The sequence below is a fragment of the Actinospineispora eucalypti genome, assembly GCF_039543365.1.
GTDB classification, from domain to species: Bacteria; Actinomycetota; Actinomycetes; order Mycobacteriales; family Pseudonocardiaceae; genus Pseudonocardia; species Pseudonocardia eucalypti.
Genome location: NZ_BAABJP010000010.1, coordinates 104,968 through 119,788, shown reverse-complemented (window position 1 = coordinate 119,788; position 14,821 = coordinate 104,968). Strand labels below are relative to the sequence as shown.

At 72.6% G+C, this 14,821-nt stretch carries 16 protein-coding genes and 1 pseudogene; 5 read left to right on the top strand and 12 right to left on the bottom strand.

The features are described from left to right. Positions 1 to 4 precede the first annotated feature (4 nt). From ABEB12_RS14235 to ABEB12_RS14220, 4 genes are read right to left on the bottom strand one after another with little or no spacing between them, the layout of a single operon-like run. Positions 5 to 1,327, bottom strand: coding sequence for a hypothetical protein (locus ABEB12_RS14235; RefSeq protein ID WP_185063930.1), 1,323 nt, complete (start codon positions 1,325 to 1,327; stop codon positions 5 to 7). Next, positions 1,324 to 2,334 carry a Ppx/GppA phosphatase family protein gene (locus ABEB12_RS14230; protein WP_185063929.1) on the bottom strand — a complete coding sequence of 337 codons (1,011 nt, stop codon included), beginning with the start codon at positions 2,332 to 2,334 and terminating at the stop codon, positions 1,324 to 1,326. The genes ABEB12_RS14235 and ABEB12_RS14230 overlap by 4 nt, the downstream gene beginning before the upstream one ends. A gap of 48 nt (positions 2,335 to 2,382) precedes the next feature. Further along, the gene (locus ABEB12_RS14225) at positions 2,383 to 3,072 is read right to left on the bottom strand and encodes a response regulator (RefSeq protein WP_185063928.1); all 690 of its coding nucleotides are present in this window, start codon (positions 3,070 to 3,072) and stop codon (positions 2,383 to 2,385) included. Continuing rightward, entirely contained in the window at positions 3,069 to 4,319 is a 1,251-nt protein-coding gene (locus ABEB12_RS14220) for an ATP-binding protein (protein WP_185063927.1), read from the bottom strand. Before ABEB12_RS14220 ends, ABEB12_RS14225 begins: the two co-directional genes overlap by 4 nt. A 183-nt stretch (positions 4,320 to 4,502) precedes the next feature. Here ABEB12_RS14220 and ABEB12_RS14215 point away from each other — a divergent pair, with 183 nt between their 5' ends. Genes ABEB12_RS14215 through ABEB12_RS14200 form a run of 4 tightly spaced genes read left to right on the top strand, consistent with a single transcriptional unit; the run spans position 4,503 to position 7,646 of the window. Next, the gene (locus ABEB12_RS14215) at positions 4,503 to 4,892 is read left to right on the top strand and encodes a hypothetical protein (protein ID WP_185063926.1); all 390 of its coding nucleotides are present in this window, start codon (positions 4,503 to 4,505) and stop codon (positions 4,890 to 4,892) included. Positions 4,893 to 4,900: 8 nt separating this feature from the next. Further along, on the top strand, positions 4,901 to 5,491 hold the full coding sequence (locus tag ABEB12_RS14210) for a DUF3558 family protein (protein ID WP_185063925.1): 591 nt from the start codon (positions 4,901 to 4,903) through the stop codon (positions 5,489 to 5,491). Positions 5,492 to 5,496: 5 nt separating this feature from the next. Further along, on the top strand, positions 5,497 to 6,831 hold the full coding sequence (locus ABEB12_RS14205; RefSeq protein WP_185063924.1) for a collagen-like domain-containing protein: 1,335 nt from the start codon (positions 5,497 to 5,499) through the stop codon (positions 6,829 to 6,831). After that, complete coding sequence (locus ABEB12_RS14200) at positions 6,828 to 7,646, top strand: ESX secretion-associated protein EspG (protein WP_185063923.1); 819 nt, start codon at positions 6,828 to 6,830, stop codon at positions 7,644 to 7,646. Before ABEB12_RS14205 ends, ABEB12_RS14200 begins: the two co-directional genes overlap by 4 nt. A 156-nt stretch (positions 7,647 to 7,802) precedes the next feature. On the opposite strand, the gene ABEB12_RS14195 is transcribed toward ABEB12_RS14200, so the two are convergent. From ABEB12_RS14195 to ABEB12_RS14160, 8 genes and pseudogenes are all read right to left on the bottom strand, one after another. Beyond that, positions 7,803 to 8,546 carry a phosphoglyceromutase gene (locus ABEB12_RS14195; protein WP_185063922.1) on the bottom strand — a complete coding sequence of 248 codons (744 nt, stop codon included), beginning with the start codon at positions 8,544 to 8,546 and terminating at the stop codon, positions 7,803 to 7,805. An 11-nt stretch (positions 8,547 to 8,557) separates the two neighbouring features. After that, positions 8,558 to 9,271, bottom strand: coding sequence for a dienelactone hydrolase family protein (locus ABEB12_RS14190; RefSeq protein WP_185063921.1), 714 nt, complete (start codon positions 9,269 to 9,271; stop codon positions 8,558 to 8,560). Positions 9,272 to 9,999: 728 nt separating this feature from the next. Further along, positions 10,000 to 10,986: a DUF4349 domain-containing protein gene (locus tag ABEB12_RS14185; protein ID WP_185063920.1), complete on the bottom strand. Its 987-nt coding sequence runs from the start codon at positions 10,984 to 10,986 to the stop codon at positions 10,000 to 10,002. A gap of 97 nt (positions 10,987 to 11,083) precedes the next feature. Beyond that, entirely contained in the window at positions 11,084 to 11,587 is a 504-nt protein-coding gene (locus ABEB12_RS14180) for a YbjN domain-containing protein (protein ID WP_185063919.1), read from the bottom strand. 533 nt (positions 11,588 to 12,120) lie between these two features. Then, a complete protein-coding gene (locus ABEB12_RS14175) occupies positions 12,121 to 12,546 on the bottom strand; it encodes a DUF3574 domain-containing protein (protein WP_185063918.1) in 426 nt (141 codons plus the stop codon). 31 nt (positions 12,547 to 12,577) lie between these two features. Then, positions 12,578 to 13,084: an ester cyclase gene (locus tag ABEB12_RS14170; RefSeq protein ID WP_345702847.1), complete on the bottom strand. Its 507-nt coding sequence runs from the start codon at positions 13,082 to 13,084 to the stop codon at positions 12,578 to 12,580. Continuing rightward, on the bottom strand, positions 13,081 to 13,614 hold the full coding sequence (locus ABEB12_RS14165; RefSeq protein ID WP_345702846.1) for a flavin monoamine oxidase family protein: 534 nt from the start codon (positions 13,612 to 13,614) through the stop codon (positions 13,081 to 13,083). Before ABEB12_RS14165 ends, ABEB12_RS14170 begins: the two co-directional genes overlap by 4 nt. Beyond that, positions 13,498 to 13,744: pseudogene (locus tag ABEB12_RS14160) on the bottom strand (FAD-dependent oxidoreductase); the annotation flags it as partial. The pseudogene ABEB12_RS14160 and the gene ABEB12_RS14165, both read right to left, overlap by 117 nt. 249 nt (positions 13,745 to 13,993) lie before the next feature. Between ABEB12_RS14160 and ABEB12_RS14155 the strand changes: the two are divergent. After that, the gene (locus ABEB12_RS14155; RefSeq protein WP_221498481.1) at positions 13,994 to 14,761 is read left to right on the top strand and encodes a LuxR C-terminal-related transcriptional regulator; all 768 of its coding nucleotides are present in this window, start codon (positions 13,994 to 13,996) and stop codon (positions 14,759 to 14,761) included. Positions 14,762 to 14,821 lie beyond the last annotated feature (60 nt).

Genomic DNA, 14,821 nt, shown 5'->3' with positions numbered 1-14,821 from the left:
CGCCTCACCCGTTGGCGGTGAGCAGCAGCACGGCCGGCGAGATGGTGACGATCAGGCCAACCAGCACGGCCAACATGGTGGTGCGGATGTCGTCACTGCCCCGGATGGTGCGCACCACCAGCACCAGTCCGGCGGTGGCCAGCACGGCGCCGGCCAGCGCGATCACCGGGAAGTTCAGCCACAGGTAGCGGAACCCGACCCACAGCGCGCCGCCGAGCACCGCGCCCGCGATGCCCTGGCCGACCAGGATGAGCCAGGCGACCAGTGGGCTCCGGCCGTCGTCCGGGTCGTCCAGGTCGTCCTCGTCGGTCAGCCCGGCCGGCGCCTCGGCCTCGACGGCCCTGGCACGCCGCGACCGGCGGCTCGGCGGCGCTTCGTCGGGCTCGTCGTCGGCCTCCGGGTCATCGGCGTCCGAGTCGTCCAGGTCGTCGTCCCGGTCCTCGCGGACCCGGCGCAGACCCTGGCCGGTGTCCTCCGGCCCCAGCTGGACCCGGAACGACTCCACCTCGTCGTCATCGTCGTCCAGCCGGCCGTCGCCCTGGGTGTCCTCGAGCTCGTCCTCGTCGAGCAGCGCGGCCCGGGAGGCCACCTCGGTGCTCGGCCCCTCCTCCTCGGCGGAGCGGTACCGGGGCAGCCGGTCGGTCGGCCGCTCCGGGCGGAGCGGCGGCGCGAGCGGGTCGGCACGGTAGGCCTGCGTGGTTTCGGCCGGCTTGACCTCGGGTTGGTAGGCCTCGGGTTGGTACGGCTCGGGCTGGTACGGCTCGGCCCGGAAGGCACCGCTCTGCCGCGAGTCGCCCTGGTAGATGCCCCGGTAGTTCTGGGTGGGAAAGCCACCGGTGCCGCCGGTGCCGCCGGACGGCGGGGCCTCCCGGCCGCCCAACGGGTCGGGCGGGGCGTCGCGCTCGGACAACCGGTCCCACTCGAACGAGTCCTCGCCGGCCGAACCGGGACGCTCCGGCGTCAGGTACGAGTCGCTCACCCGCCCGGTGCGGTCCAGCGCCGAGTAGGAGTCCTCCACCCCCGAAGGGCGGTCCCACTCGGAGCGCCCGCCGCTCAGCCAGTCCAGCCCGCCGTCACCGGCCCCGGACAGACCCGGCTGCCCGAAGGACGGGTACTGGGACAGCGTCTCGGACGCGTGTGGACTAGCCGGCGACGGCGGGTCGGCCGGCAGTCCGGAGCCGGTCGACTCGACGGCCGCATCGTCCTCGTCGGCGCTGCGCCGACGGCGGCGACCGCCACCGCCGGAACGGCCGTCGCCCCCGTACTGCTGCAACAGTTCGGCGACGGTGCGTTGGCGCCCCGGGTCGGAACTACGCTCCGCTGTCATCCGATATACCGCGCCTCCTCCGGCGGCCCCAGTCCAGACAGGCCCGGCGCTGGGGCCATCCGGCCCGTGTCTCGCCCGGCACCATCAAGCCAGTCTAAACGCCGCAGGATAACGCCTTCGCGCAACGCCCAGGGACATATCTCCAAACTGGTTACCCCTAATGCACGCATCGCGGCCCCCGCCACCAGCGATCCGGCCACCAGCTGGTGCGCCCGACTGGGGCTCACCCCTTCGAGTTCGGCCAGGTCGGCGGCGGACATCCGGCTGATGAAGGCGCTCACCTGGCGCAGCCCGGTCTCGGTGAGCACCCGGCGGGCGCGCGGTCCTTCGGCGGACGGCGCGGCGCCCGTCAAGCGGGCCAGCGAGCGGAACGTCTTGGAGGTGCCGACGATCCGCTCCGGCCGGCCGTCGCGGCGCAGCTTGCGGGCCACCGGGGCCAGCATGACCTCGGCGTGTTCGCGCAGCGCGTCGATCTCCTTGCGGGTGGGCGGGTCGGTGGAGAACCACTCCCGGGTCAGCCGGCCGGCGCCGAGCGGCAGGGACTCGGCGACCGACGGCAGCTCGTCCATCCCGCTGGCCAGCTCCAGCGAGCCGCCCCCGATGTCCAGCACCAACAGCCGCCCGGCCGACCAACCGAACCAGCGGCGCACCGCGAGGAACGTGTAGCGCGCCTCGTCCTCACCCGGCAGCACCTGCAGCGCCACCCCGGTCTCCGCGCGCACCCGGGCCAGCACCTCGGCCGAGTTGGGCGCGTCGCGCAGCGCCGAGGTGGCGAACGCGAGCAGGTCGGCGCAGTCGGCGGCGGCCGCCGAGTCGCGCGCGTCGCTCACCGCCCGGATCAGCGCGTCCGCCCCCGGCCGGCTCAGCCGGCCGTGCTCGTCCAGCGACTCGGCCAGGCGCAGCGCGGTCTTCTCCGAGGTCATCGGGGTGGGGTGGCCGCCGCGATAGGCGTCCACGATCAACAGATGGACCGTGTTGGAACCGACGTCAAGCACTCCGAGGCGCACGGGCAACCACCGTATCCCGATCTTCGGTTGGGCTGGCTGTGACGTGGCTCAGGTCTCGAACTTGTACCCCAGGCCGCGCACGGTGACCAGGTGTTTCGGCGCGGACGGGTCCGCCTCGATCTTCGAGCGCAGCCGCTTCACGTGCACGTCCAGCGTCTTGGTGTCGCCCACGTAGTCGGCACCCCAGACCCGGTCGATGAGCTGGCCCCGGGTGAGCACCCGGCCGACGTTGCGCAGCAGGTACTCCAGCAGGTCGAACTCCTTCAGCGGCAGCGGCACCTCGCCGCCCGCCACCGTGACCACGTGCCGTTCCACGTCCATCCGCACCGGACCGGCCTCGAGCACCGAGGGCGGGGAGTCGGTGTCGGTTCCGCCCTCGCCGCCCCGGCGCAGCACCGCGCGCACCCGGGCGATCAGCTCGCGCGCCGAGTAGGGCTTGGTGACGTAGTCGTCGGCGCCCAGCTCGAGGCCGACCACCTTGTCGATCTCGCTGTCCCGCGCGGTGACCATGATGATCGGCACGCCGGCCCGCTGGCGCAGCGCCTTGCACACCTCGGTGCCGCTCATTCCCGGCAGCATCAGGTCGAGCAGCACGATGTCGGCGCCGTTCCGGTCGAACTCGTCGAGCGCGTCCTGGCCGGTGCCGGCCACGGCGGCGGTGAAGCCCTCCTTGCGCAGCAGGAACGCTAACGGGTCGGCGAACGACTCCTCGTCCTCGACGATCAAAACCCTGGTCACAGCACTCCTCCTGGTTCGCGCGTGCGGTCGGCCGGGTTTGGCTTGACCCCATTGGTCGTGTGCTCGGGCGGGGCGGGTTGGCCAGTCTGGGCGGTTTGAGCCGTTTGGGCGGGCGGGTTGGCACGAGAGGCAGGGACGACGCCGTGCGCGGGCAGCCGGAGGGTGAACGTGGAACCGGTGCCCGGGTGGCTCCACAGCCGCACCTCGCCGCCGTGGTTGGCGGCCACGTGCTTGACGATGGCCAGCCCGAGGCCGGTGCCGCCGGTGGCCCGCGACCGGGCCGGGTCCACCCGGAAGAACCGCTCGAACACCCGTTGCTGGTGCTCGGGGGCGATGCCGATGCCCCGGTCGGTCACCGCGACCTCCACCATGTCGCCCACCCGGCGGCGGCTCACCGAGACGGTGGCCCGGGGCGGCGAGTAGGCGATCGCGTTGTCCAGCAGGTTGGACAGCGCGGTGACCAGCAGGGTGCGGTCCCCGTCCACGCGCAGGCCGCTGGCCTCGTCGGTGTGGATGCCGATGCCGGTCGACTCCATCACCAGCCGGCAGCGGGCCAACGCCTCGGTGAGCACCTCGTCCAGGTCGACCACGGCCAGTTCGGGCAGCCGCTCGGCGCCGGTGAGCCGGGACAGCGCGATCAGCTCGGTGACCATGGAGCCCAGCCGGTTCGCCTCGTTGAGGATCTTGGTGACGAACCGGTGCACCTCCTCCGGGTCGTCCGCCGCGTCCAGCACCGCCTCGGCGAGCAACCCGATCGCGCCCACCGGGGTCTTCAGCTCGTGGCTCACGTTGGCCACGAAGTCCCGCCGGGTGGCCTCCAGCCGGACCGCCTCCGAGGTGTCCTCGGCGTCCACCACCGCGAACCCGTCGCCCAGCGGGCGCACGTGGCCGAGCACCGCCTCCGGGTGCCGGCCGCCCCTCGGGTCGGTCGGCGAGAGGTCCACGTCCAGGATCTCGCCCCCGGCGATGGCCCGCTCGGCCGCCTTCAGCGCACGGGCGTCGGCGCGCGAGGAGCGCACCACGCCCAGCTCGGCCGCCCTCGGGTTGTGCAGCACCACGTCGCCGTAGCGGTTGATCACCGCGAGGCCGTTGTTGGACGACTGGGTCACCCGGTGCAGCAGGTCGGCGAACGTGGGGCCCACCGAACGCGGCGTTCGCGGGACCCTTCGGCGAAAGAGGAACCACCCGACGGACAGACCCAACAAGAGGGCCCCGCCGGCCAGGCCGACACACGCCAGGGCGGTCACGGCTGCATCGTATGTCCCGCATGGGGGCTCATGACCAGCCGGAGCCCCCGCATCGTGACGAGTCCGACCCCGATGGAGCCAGAGTTCCGCGACCGTTTACCACGCGTTCACTCAGTTGAGTGATTTGGCGGATTTTCCAGAACCGGCCACGCGGCGGTTCCCGGCTGGCTATCGTCCGTGTGCATGGACCCAGTCCCGGGCACGCCGGCCGCCGAGGTGCGCGCCAACCTGGCCGGCCTGCGGATCACCCCGGCCAACGTGATGCAGGTCCGCAACGCCCTGCTGGCCGAGTCACAGCTGATGCGGGACCAGGTCGCGATGATGAAGATGGGCACCGGCGTCGGCAAACCCGGCCTGGACCGCGTGTCGGAACGGGCCGAGCCCGAGTTCAACGCCAAGATCGGGGCGCTGCTGGAGCAGTGGGCGGCCTACGTCGACGCGCTGAAGGCCGGCGCGGAGGAGTTGGGCCAGATGGCCAGGCGGTACGGGCACACCGAGGACCAGCTCGCCGCTTCGTTCCGGCAGTTCCAACGGGACAACCCGCCGCCGATCACGCCCGGGGCACCCCGATGAGCCGGCCGATGATCGTGCCGTTGCTGGCGCTGCTGTTCGCCCTGGCCGGCTGCGCCGCCGACCGGGCACCCACAGCCGCCCCGACCTCTCCCGCCGAGGCGTCCCCGGCGCCGGCCGACCCGGCGCTTCCGCCCCGACCGGCGACCCTTCCGCTGAACGACGTCGAACCCTGCGAGCTGCTCACCCCCGGGCAGGTCACCGCCCTCGGCGCGGACGGCCCCGGCCGGCGCCGGCCGCTCGGCGACGACCCCAACGGCGGCTACGGCTGTGTCTGGTCGAACCCGCCCGACGCCCGGTTCGACGACGGCTGGTCGGCGGGCAAGACGCTCGAGCACGGCGTGGGCTACTACCTGGGCCGGGGCGCCCGGCTCACCCAGGTCGCCGGGTTCGCCGCGGCCACCGGCCCGGCCGCGGCCGGGAGCCCTGAAGGGAACTGCCTGCTCTACCTGGACGTCGCGCCCGGGCAGAGCCTTGTGGTCCAGTACAACACGCTGAGCAGCGACTACCCGGGGATGAACCACGGGAAGGCCTGCCAGCTGGCCACCAGGGCGGCCGAGATGATGATCACCAGTCTGCAAGCCCGGGCCGGCAACCGGTAGGCGCCATGACCGAGGACCTGTGTTACGACGACGGCTCCGACCTCCGCCGGCTCTACGAGCAGGTGCACGGCGGGCCGGGCGTCCGCGTGGTGGATCCCTCGGTCGCGGGGCTGCGCTCGCTGCACAGGTGGGCGTCCGGGTCGGCGGAACGGGTGAGCCGGGCGCTGCGCGCGGCGGGCGCCGACTGGCAGGGCGCGGCGGCGGACGCCAGCGCGTCGGCGATGCACCGGGTCATCCGGTGGGCGGAGCGGGGCGCGCCGGCCGCCGGCAACGGCGGGGAGCGGGTGCAGGACTACGCGAGCTCGTTCGCCGAGATGAAGCCCAAGATCGTCCCGCCGAAGCCGGTGCCGCCGCCGACCATCTGGGACGACATGTTCCCGACCAGGTACTTCGGCGTGACCGACCACGCGGCCGCCGTGGCGGACAACGCGGCGGCCACCAAGGCCGCGTTCGCCGCCTACTCGGCGCACGACGCGAACACCCGCGCCGCGGTCGACGCGTTCCCCACCCTGGACCCGGTTCTCCCGCCGACCCGCCCGGGGGATGGCCGATCCGGGAACGTGCCCGGCCCCCGGCATCTCGGCCCGCCCGGTGCTCATCCCGGTCCCGCGCCGACCGACCTGGCGGACCTGTCGCCGTCGGCGCCGCCGGCCGCCCCTCCGGGCGCCTGGCCCGGCCACTCGCCCGCGCCGGGGCAACCCGGCCCCTCCGGCCTGCCGGTCCCGGGCTTCCCGGGCCTGCGGCCGCCGTCCGGCCACTCCGCCCGTCCGCCCGCACCGGGCCGGGCGCCGGGGACACCGCCCTTCGGCGAACCGGGCCGTCCGGGCCAGCCGCCGCTCCCGCCGGGCCGGTCGGGCCTACCCAACCAGTCCGGCCCGCCCGGTGCGCCCAACCAGACCGGCCTTCCCGGCGGGACCAACCAACCGAACCAGACCGGCCTCCCCGGCGGGACCAACCAGCCGGGTCAAACCGGCGGACCCAACCAGCCCGGCCAGACCGGCGGACCCAACCAGGCCGGCCAGGCCGGCGGGCCGAACCAGCCGGGCCAGTCGGGCGTGCCGCGCGGGCTCGGTCCGCCGGAACGGCCGTACGGGCCCGGGCTGGCCGGTGAACCGGCACCCGGCGGCACCGGCCCGGGCGGCCGCCCGGGCATCGGTCCGGGGGTCCCCGGCATCGGACCGGGCATCGGACCGGGTGGTATGCCGCTGGCCGGCGGAATGCTGTCCGGGGATCGACAGCACCGCAACAACGTCTTCCTGCCCAGCGACGAGCCGTTCAGCGCCGGTATCGGGGACGACGCGGTGCCGCCGGTGCTCGGGCCGGACCAGGAACCGTGGTGAACCGCCACCCGGCGGCCATCCAACTCACCCCGACCGAGCTGCTGGCCTGCTGGGAGGCGCTCCGGTTGGGCGAGACCCCCGTGCTGTTCCGGCTGCGCCGCCCCGGCTGGACCCCGGCCGAGCGGGCCGGGGCCGACGGGTTGCTGCGGGAGGCGATGGCCGGGCTGTCCCGACGGGGCCTTTCCGACGGCTCGCGCCCGGCGCCGGTGCTGGTCGGTCTGCTGCGGGTGATCGCGCAGGCCGACTACCACCTGGACATCCGGTACGCGAACCCCTCCGGCGCCGGCCGGCCGGTGCTCGGCGTCGGCGCGGTGGCCGGCGCCCAGGGCGCGATCGTGCTCAGTCACGACGGGGCCGGGCCGATCCGGCTGCGCCCGCTGGACGGCTCCAGGGTGGCCGGCGCGCTGCTCGACCTGCTCGGGCCGATCACCCCCGGCGAGGGCACCCCGGTGAACATCCCCGCCGACACGCTGGACACCGCCGCGTCCCGGTTGGCCAAGGGGGACGGCTTCGCGGCGCTCACCGACGAGCTGCGGGCCCTGGGCGTGGACCGGCAGGCGGCGAACTCACTGGCCCGGATGTGCTCGGGCATCCTCGGCGGCGGGCAACTCGGCGCCACCGCCCGCTACGGCGGCCCGGAACGCCGGGCGCCGTGGGTGATCGGCTTCCACCGCACCGGCAGCGGCCACTTCATGCTCCTGCGCAAGGCCGGCACGGTCACGGTCGCCCCCACCGACCCCCAGCGCCTGGCCCACCAGTGGCGAGAGCTCACCGACGCCCTACACACCGCCCCCGACCTACGCGTCCTCGCCTAACCCCATATCGCTACCCCACGCCCGTCATGTCGCGGATTTCGCCGGCACATGTCGCGGGTTTCGCCATGCTGAAACCCGCGACATGCCACGCTGAAACCCGCGACATGAGGTGGGCAGACCCGCGATATGGGCTGGGGAAACCAGCGATATGGGGGGTTAGCGGCCTTGGTTGGCTACGGCGGCGGCGGCGATCTTGGCGGCTTCCGGGTCCAGGTACTCGCCGCCGTGGGTCAGCGGGCGCAGGTCGGCGTCGAGTTGGTAGCGCAGGGGGATGCCGGTGGGGATGTCCAGGCCGGCGATCTCGGCGTCGGAGATCCCGTCCAGGTGCTTGACCAGCGCGCGCAGCGAGTTGCCGTGCGCGGCGACCAGCACGGTCCGCCCGGCGCGCAGGTCCGGCACGATGGCCGACTCCCAGTACGGCAGCATCCGGGCCACCACGTCCTTGAGGCATTCCGTGCGCGGGGCGTTCAGGCCGGCGTAGCGCGGGTCGTCGGTCTGGGCGAACTCGCTGCCCGGCTCGATCGGCGGCGGCGGGGTGTCGTAGGAGCGCCGCCAGAGCATGAACTGCTCGTCCCCGAACTCCTCGCGGGTCTGCTTCTTGTTCTTGCCCTGCAGCGCGCCGTAGTGCCGCTCGTTCAGCCGCCAGTCCCGGCGCACCTCGATCCAGTGCCGGTCGCAGGCGTCCAGGGCCAGGTTGGCGGTGGAGATTGCGCGGCGCAGCAGCGAGGTGTGCAGCACGTCGGGCAGGGTTCCCGACTCGGCGAGCAGCTCGCCGCCCCGGCGCGCCTCGCCCTCGCCCTTGGCCGACAGCGGCACGTCCACCCAGCCGGTGAACAGCCCCTTGGCGTTCCACTCGCTCTCGCCGTGCCGCAACAGGATCAGCTGATACGCGTCGCTCACGGTTCCCCAGGCTAATGCAGATGTTCGGCGAGGAAGGCGAGGGTGTGTTCCCAGGCCAGGTCGGCGGCGGCCTTGTCCCACAGGGACGGCGCGTCCCAGTTGGAGAACGCGTGGCCGGCGTCGTAGCGGTGCACGATCGCGTCCGGGCGGTCGGCGAACGCGGCCGCCACCTGGGCCACCGCCTCCACCGGGATGTACGGGTCGGCGACGCCGTAGTGGAACATGATCGGGCAGGTGATCCGGTCCGCCCAGTCGAGCATCTCGTGGATGCCCGAGCCGTAGTACGGCACGGCGGCGTCCAACCCACGCCCGTCCACCCGGGCCAGCGCCGCGCAGGTGTAAGTGAGCACCCCGCCGAGACAGAAACCGACCGCGCCCACCTTGCCGGTGCAGCCGGGCATGCCGAGCAGGTGGGCGAAGGTGGAGGTCATGTCGGCCGCGGCCAGCTCGCGGTCCAGCCGCTGGACCATCTCGACGCCGTCCGCGATCCCCGACTCGTCACGCCGCTCGAAGCCCGGCTCGATCCGCCAGAACATGTCCGGCACCAGCGTGAGGTAGCCGGCGTCGGCCATCCGCTCGGCCAGCCCGCGCATGTTCTCGTTGACGCCGAAGATCTCCTGGAACAACAGCACACCGGGTGCCCGACCGCCGTCCGGAACCGCGCAGAACGCGTCGAACGTGCCGCCGTCGTGGGCCGTGATCCGCTCGGTGTGCGTGCTCGTCACCTTGGTCGCCACCGTTCCTCGGGCTGGAGAATTCGCGATTGACTCCGCAACGGTGCCATGCCCGACCGTTCGGCGCGCGACCGGGACACCGCGCCCGCGCACTCTCTTCACACGACCGCTCACCGACAGCAACCGGCCATCCGCGGAAAAGCCCGCTGAGACCGGTCAGAGAAGGCGAACCGGGGGCATCCAGGAGTTTCGGTGCACCAACTGAGACGGTCGGCAATCCGATCGTTCGAAACTCCAAACAGATCTCGCCCGAATGAGTGATTCTAGGCTACTCTTTTTGCGGCGGTTATTTATGCCTCGCTATCAACTATCGACACGGTTATATAGTTAATACCGCTGCTACCCCTACTGTAGCCAGGTTGTTTTTGCCCTCGTAGAACCCACTTTGGACGGTTGTTGCACCTAGGCGCGGTGCGGCTGGAAGTAGGCACGCGACACCGATTGTTAACGGTGAGCGGTAGTTAGGACCACCTGAATTGGTCAACCGCGCCCCCTTGCATCGTGACAGCGTCGCTGCCAGGGTTACTTTTCTCTCGGGGATGCGACTTCAGTCCTGACGCATCACCGGGCATCACGGCCCGTCCCCCGTGGGCCGTGAGCAGGCGTCCCGGCATCTCCTGTCCCCCTTTTTGCGAGATGCCGGGGCGGTGTAAGCGGAGTGGCCCAAGGACATGACTCCCCCTCATCGACTTGGGCCACTCCGTCCGTAATCGGGCTCCCTAACCGCCGCTACCGGTAGCGGCCGACTCCCCAGAAGCCGCCCGGCGGCCCCGGCGCAGCGTCCCCCGCGCGCCGAGAAGGAGCCCGACAATCACCGCCAGCGCCGCCAGGAACGGCGCCAGCACACCGAGCACGGTCAACACCGCCGTACCGGTGGCCAGGAATGCCCGCCAGCCGGCCGCCAGGCCGGCCAGGAATCCGCCGGGGGCCTCGGCCAGAGGCGGCGGAGCTTCGGGGTTCAGGGTGACCGTGAGGGTGGCCAACGCCACCCGGCCGGAAACCGCGGCCATCCGCTTCTCCAGCGACTCCAGCTCCCCCTGGCGCTGGGTCAGCTCGGACTCGATGGCCACCACGTCCCCGACGGTGACCGCCCGCTCCAGCAGCGCCCTGATCCGCGCCACGCTGGCCCGCTGGTTGTTCAGCCGGCCCTCCAGGTCGGCCATCTGGTCCGTGACGTCCTCGGCCTGCTCGGCCCGGTCGGTCACCCTGCCCACCCCGCCCGGGCCGGTCAGCTGGCCGATCAGCTCGTCCAACCGGGTCGCCGGCACGCGCAGGGTCAGGTTGGCGGCGCGGTCCCGGGTCTGTTCGTTGGCCACGAAGCCGCAGGCGGCGGCCCGCACCCGGGCCGAGGCGGCCGGCGGGTCGGCGACGTCGAGGGTCAGCCGCGCGGTGCGCACCACCGCGCGCTCCTGGCCGATCAGGTCGGGGTTGACCGGTGCCGGCGCCCCCGGGGCCGGGGCGGGCATCGGCGCGGCCCGCTGGTCCAGCTTGGCCGCCGGCGCGTCCGCCTCGGCCGGACCGGCCGCGATGCCGGGTCGAGCGGCCCCCGACGAGCCTCCACTCGATACGGCATCGCGGCCGGCCGGTGCACCGGAGCCGGGCGCGGTCAGTGCGGCGGCCGCGAGCCAGGTCACCACGACCAGCGCGACCCCGGCGGCCAGCAGCCGGACGGGCAGCCGACGAGTCGCCCGTTGCCACCTGTTCATGACCGCCCCCATCTCCCCGGTTACGGGTGAGACGGCGCGACGAACCAGTCGGGTTGTCCCGTCTACATCACGAATGCATAACGCTCAGTCGGGCGTCTCAGTCGGTGTCGACCAGATCTTCGAAGGCGCGCAGGTTGGCCAGCGACTCGCCCCGGTCCACCCGCCAGGCCCACTCCCGGCGGATGGAGGTGGCGAAGCCCAGCCGCAGCAGCTGGTTGAAGTCCCGGTCGGCGGCCTCCAGCACCTGGCCGAGCAGCCGGTCGATCTCCTCGGCGGTCACCGCGTGCCGCCCGATCCGGCCGACCAGGTGGATGTCCCCGACCTTGTCCAGCGAGTAGTGCACGCCGTACAGCTTGGCGTTGCGCCGCAGCAGGAACCGGTAGACGTCCTCGTGGCCCTCGTCCGGCCGCCGGCAGACGAACGCGCCGACCAGCAGCGCGTGGTCGGCCACGATCAGCCAGGTCGGCGTCTGCAGCCGCGCGGTGCCGGGCAGCGTGGCCAGGAACCGGCCCACGCCGTGCCGCTGGTAGGACACCTCGGCGTCGTCCAGCGCCGCCGCGATCAGCGCGTCCAGCCGCTCGATCTCCGCGTCATCAGCCATGATCACGCAGGATAGCCGGCCGGGTGGTGGCCGACGCGCTTCATGGTCATCAGGACGTCACGGTCGCCCGAACTCCCCGGCAACGACCACCATGTCCTGATGACCATGAATTTGACCACCGGCGCTCCACCAACCGAGACTGTTGCCCAACGGCGCGGCGGCAAGGCCGCAACGGGATGTCCTTGATCGCTGTCTGTGGTGGATGAGCAGCGAAAATGAGGCTGTTGCCGGATCCCTCTCACAGCGGAGGGGGAGCAGATCCGGCGGTTTTCGGGCGCGCAGGATTCGGAGCGGCTTGGACGGCGCGGGTGGGTTGGTCTGCCGGGGCTCGCCCGACTGTCTCATGGGAGGTACGTGGTGGGGGTTGCGGCAAGGTCAAACCCCACGGCGTTCCTTTCGTGCAACCAGAGTGACCGTTGAGGCGGCGGGGATCGTCGTTTCTGGCGGTTCAGCGTCGAAAATCGAGGCTGAACCGCCACGAATGGCGATCACCCACTCGGCCACCGCAGAGCCGCCACAGATGGCGATCAAGGCTAGAAGGACACGCAGGACGGCTCGGGGTCGTCGGCGCGCAGCACCGACTCCTGGTTGAACTTCCGCTTGTAGAGCTCGCGGATCTGGTCGATCTTGGTGCCGCTGTCCGGCGCCGTGTTGACCGGGTAGAGCAGCACCAGGACCTGGCTGCGCTCCCGGGCCAGCTTGCCGTCCGCGCCCCGGAACTGGCCGAACCCGGTCAGCATGGTCAGCCCGTCCGGGAACCTCGGCGTGATCTCGGCGTCCAGAAAGGCGCGGAACTCCGCGTCGCTGATCTCCGGGCCACCCTGGCGGGTGGTGCCGAAGAACAGCTCGGTGCGCACGTACCCGGAGCACCCCGGCGGCGGCGCCGCCGCGGCGGGCTGCACCTCCGCACAGCCCGCGAGCGCCGCCGCGAGCACCACGAACATGATCAACCGACGCATGCCACCACTCCCGTCACGATCCCGTCCGTGATCATGACATTCTCCTGGCCCGGCGCAGCGCGAGCAGGGAGCGCAGCAGGTGCGGCGGCGAGGGCGGCAGCCAGCCCAGCGCCAGCGCCATGCCCATGTCGTCCCGGTTCGCCCAGTGCTCGATGACCTTCCCGTCGGCGACGCGGAACCAGTGCGTGTGCCGCACCGCGAACCGCCGGCCGGTCGGCGCGAACGCCCTCGCCGGCCGGCCGTTCTCGTCGTACGGCACGAACGGGCCGGTCTGCCGCCCGTACATGGTGGTGTGCAGCGCCACCAGGTCGCCGTCCTGGGCCGCCTCGTGCACCTCCCAGCGCATGTCCGAGAAGGTCGCGCGCAGCCACAACGCTGTGGCGTAGAACGCGTCCGGCCCGCGCCCGCGCGACGCCGGCGGCTCGTCCACCGACTCCCGGTTGTACGCGTCCGGGTGGATCACCTCGGCGAAGTCGGCCGGCGTGCCGTTCGCCATGATCTCCATCGAGCGCGCGCACACCGCCTTGGCATCCGTCACGTCGGTCCTCCAATGATCTCCCGCGCGGCCCGCTCGCCGGACTCCAGCGCCCCGTCCATCCACGCGACGGAAACCGAAGTGTGCTCCCCGGCGAAGTGCGGCCGGCCCTCCGGCGCCCGCGCCGCCGGCAGGACCCAACGCAGCTGCCCCGGCCGGGCGGACGCCCAGGCTCCGCCGGCGAACTCGTCCTCCGACCACACCTTGACGTAACTGGCCAGCACCCGCCCGGGCAGTTCGGGCAAGAACTTGGCCACCTCGGCCTGGATCACCCCCGCCCGCTCGGCCGCCGGCACCCGGGCCAGCGCGTCCGCGTTGGCGCCGAACAGGTAGGCCTGGAGCGTGCCCTCCGGGCCACGCCTGGCCGGGTTGCGGCGTGACGAACCGCCGCCCGCCCACGTGCCAGAGCCGCGAGCCGGTGTCCTGGCCGTGGTCGAACAGCTGGTCCGCCAGGCCGAACTCGGCGATGAGGCCGCGGGTGTGCACGTGCACGTCCGGGATGCGCACCGCGCCCGCCTCGGCGTAGCCGCCACCGGTGAACGGCTCCCGCACTGTCAGCACCCGCCCGCCGGGCCGGTCCCGCGCCTCCAGCACGGTGACCTGGTAACCGGCGTTCGCCAGGCGAACCGCGGCCGCCAGGCCGGCGAGCCCGGCCCCGAGCACCACCGCCCGCCGCCCCCTGGACCCGGCACAGGCAGCCACCCCGGCGGCGGCCAGGGCCACCCCGGCGACGCGCAGCACGGCGCGGCGGCTCAGCCTCGGCGTGGTCGTCGGGCTGATCGTCGGCAAGGTCACCGCCTCACCGAATCAGCACAAGTAACGACCCGGAATACGCACAAGTACGTACCGGTGAGTAGATCGGTCCGCCATTATGTCGATGTGCGGCCTTTGTCAAACGCTGACTTGCTCGCCGTGCTCGACCTCGTCCACCAGCTGAACGCCGAGGGAGGGTGCGGCCCCAACGGACAGCCGTCCGCCTCGGTGCTGGCCGGGATCGGCCGGCTGATCGGCGCGGACGTCACCTCGTACACCAAGGTGGACCACCGGACGAACAAGCTGGTCGGCGCGGCGGTGGAGCCCGCCGAGCAGAACATCTCCGGCTCGGACGAGTTCCAGGCGGTGTTTGCCCAGCACCCCGGGCTCGCCGGCTACCGGTCCGGCCAGCTGAAGCTGGGCGAGTCGGTGGCCATGACCGACCTGGCCGAGCTCCGCCAGCTCCGCCGGCTGCCCCTCTACGTGGACTTCTACCAGTCCCGGGGCACCCTCGACCAGCTGCTCTGCATGGCCACCCTGGACCAGCGGCACGGCACCACGCTGGCCCTGAACCGGTCATCCCGGGGCTTCTCCGAGCGGGACCGGGCGGTGCTGGACCTGCTCACCCCGCACCTGGTCCAGGCCTCCGCCCGGGCCGTCCGGATGGCCGAGCTGACCACCGCCGTCCACCACCTGAGCCGGCAGGCCGACCGGCTGGACCTGGCGCTGGACGCGCTGCCCGGCCTCACCCGGACCGAACGCGCGGTGGTGGAACACGTGGCCGGCGGCCTCACCGACCGCGAGACGGCCCGCGTCCTGGCGGTCAGCCCGCGCACCGTGCAGAAGCACCTGGAGAACATCTACCGCAAGCTCGGTGTCTCCAACCGGACCAGCCTGGCCGCGCTGCTGGACAAGGAACGCTTCTAGCGTCTCCCGCGCGCGCCTGGGCGCGCGCTCGGCAAGCGCGATCCGCGCTAGCGTCTCCCG

Coding starts and splice junctions, on each gene's coding strand:
- ABEB12_RS14235 (WP_185063930.1), bottom strand. CDS start 1,327: ATGACAGCGGAGCGTAGTTCCGACCCGGGGCGCCAACGCACCGTCGCC.
- ABEB12_RS14215 (WP_185063926.1), top strand. CDS start 4,503: ATGGACCCAGTCCCGGGCACGCCGGCCGCCGAGGTGCGCGCCAACCTG.
- ABEB12_RS14210 (WP_185063925.1), top strand. CDS start 4,901: ATGATCGTGCCGTTGCTGGCGCTGCTGTTCGCCCTGGCCGGCTGCGCC.
- ABEB12_RS14205 (WP_185063924.1), top strand. CDS start 5,497: ATGACCGAGGACCTGTGTTACGACGACGGCTCCGACCTCCGCCGGCTC.
- ABEB12_RS14185 (WP_185063920.1), bottom strand. CDS start 10,986: ATGAACAGGTGGCAACGGGCGACTCGTCGGCTGCCCGTCCGGCTGCTG.
- ABEB12_RS14180 (WP_185063919.1), bottom strand. CDS start 11,587: ATGGCTGATGACGCGGAGATCGAGCGGCTGGACGCGCTGATCGCGGCG.
- ABEB12_RS14175 (WP_185063918.1), bottom strand. CDS start 12,546: ATGCGTCGGTTGATCATGTTCGTGGTGCTCGCGGCGGCGCTCGCGGGC.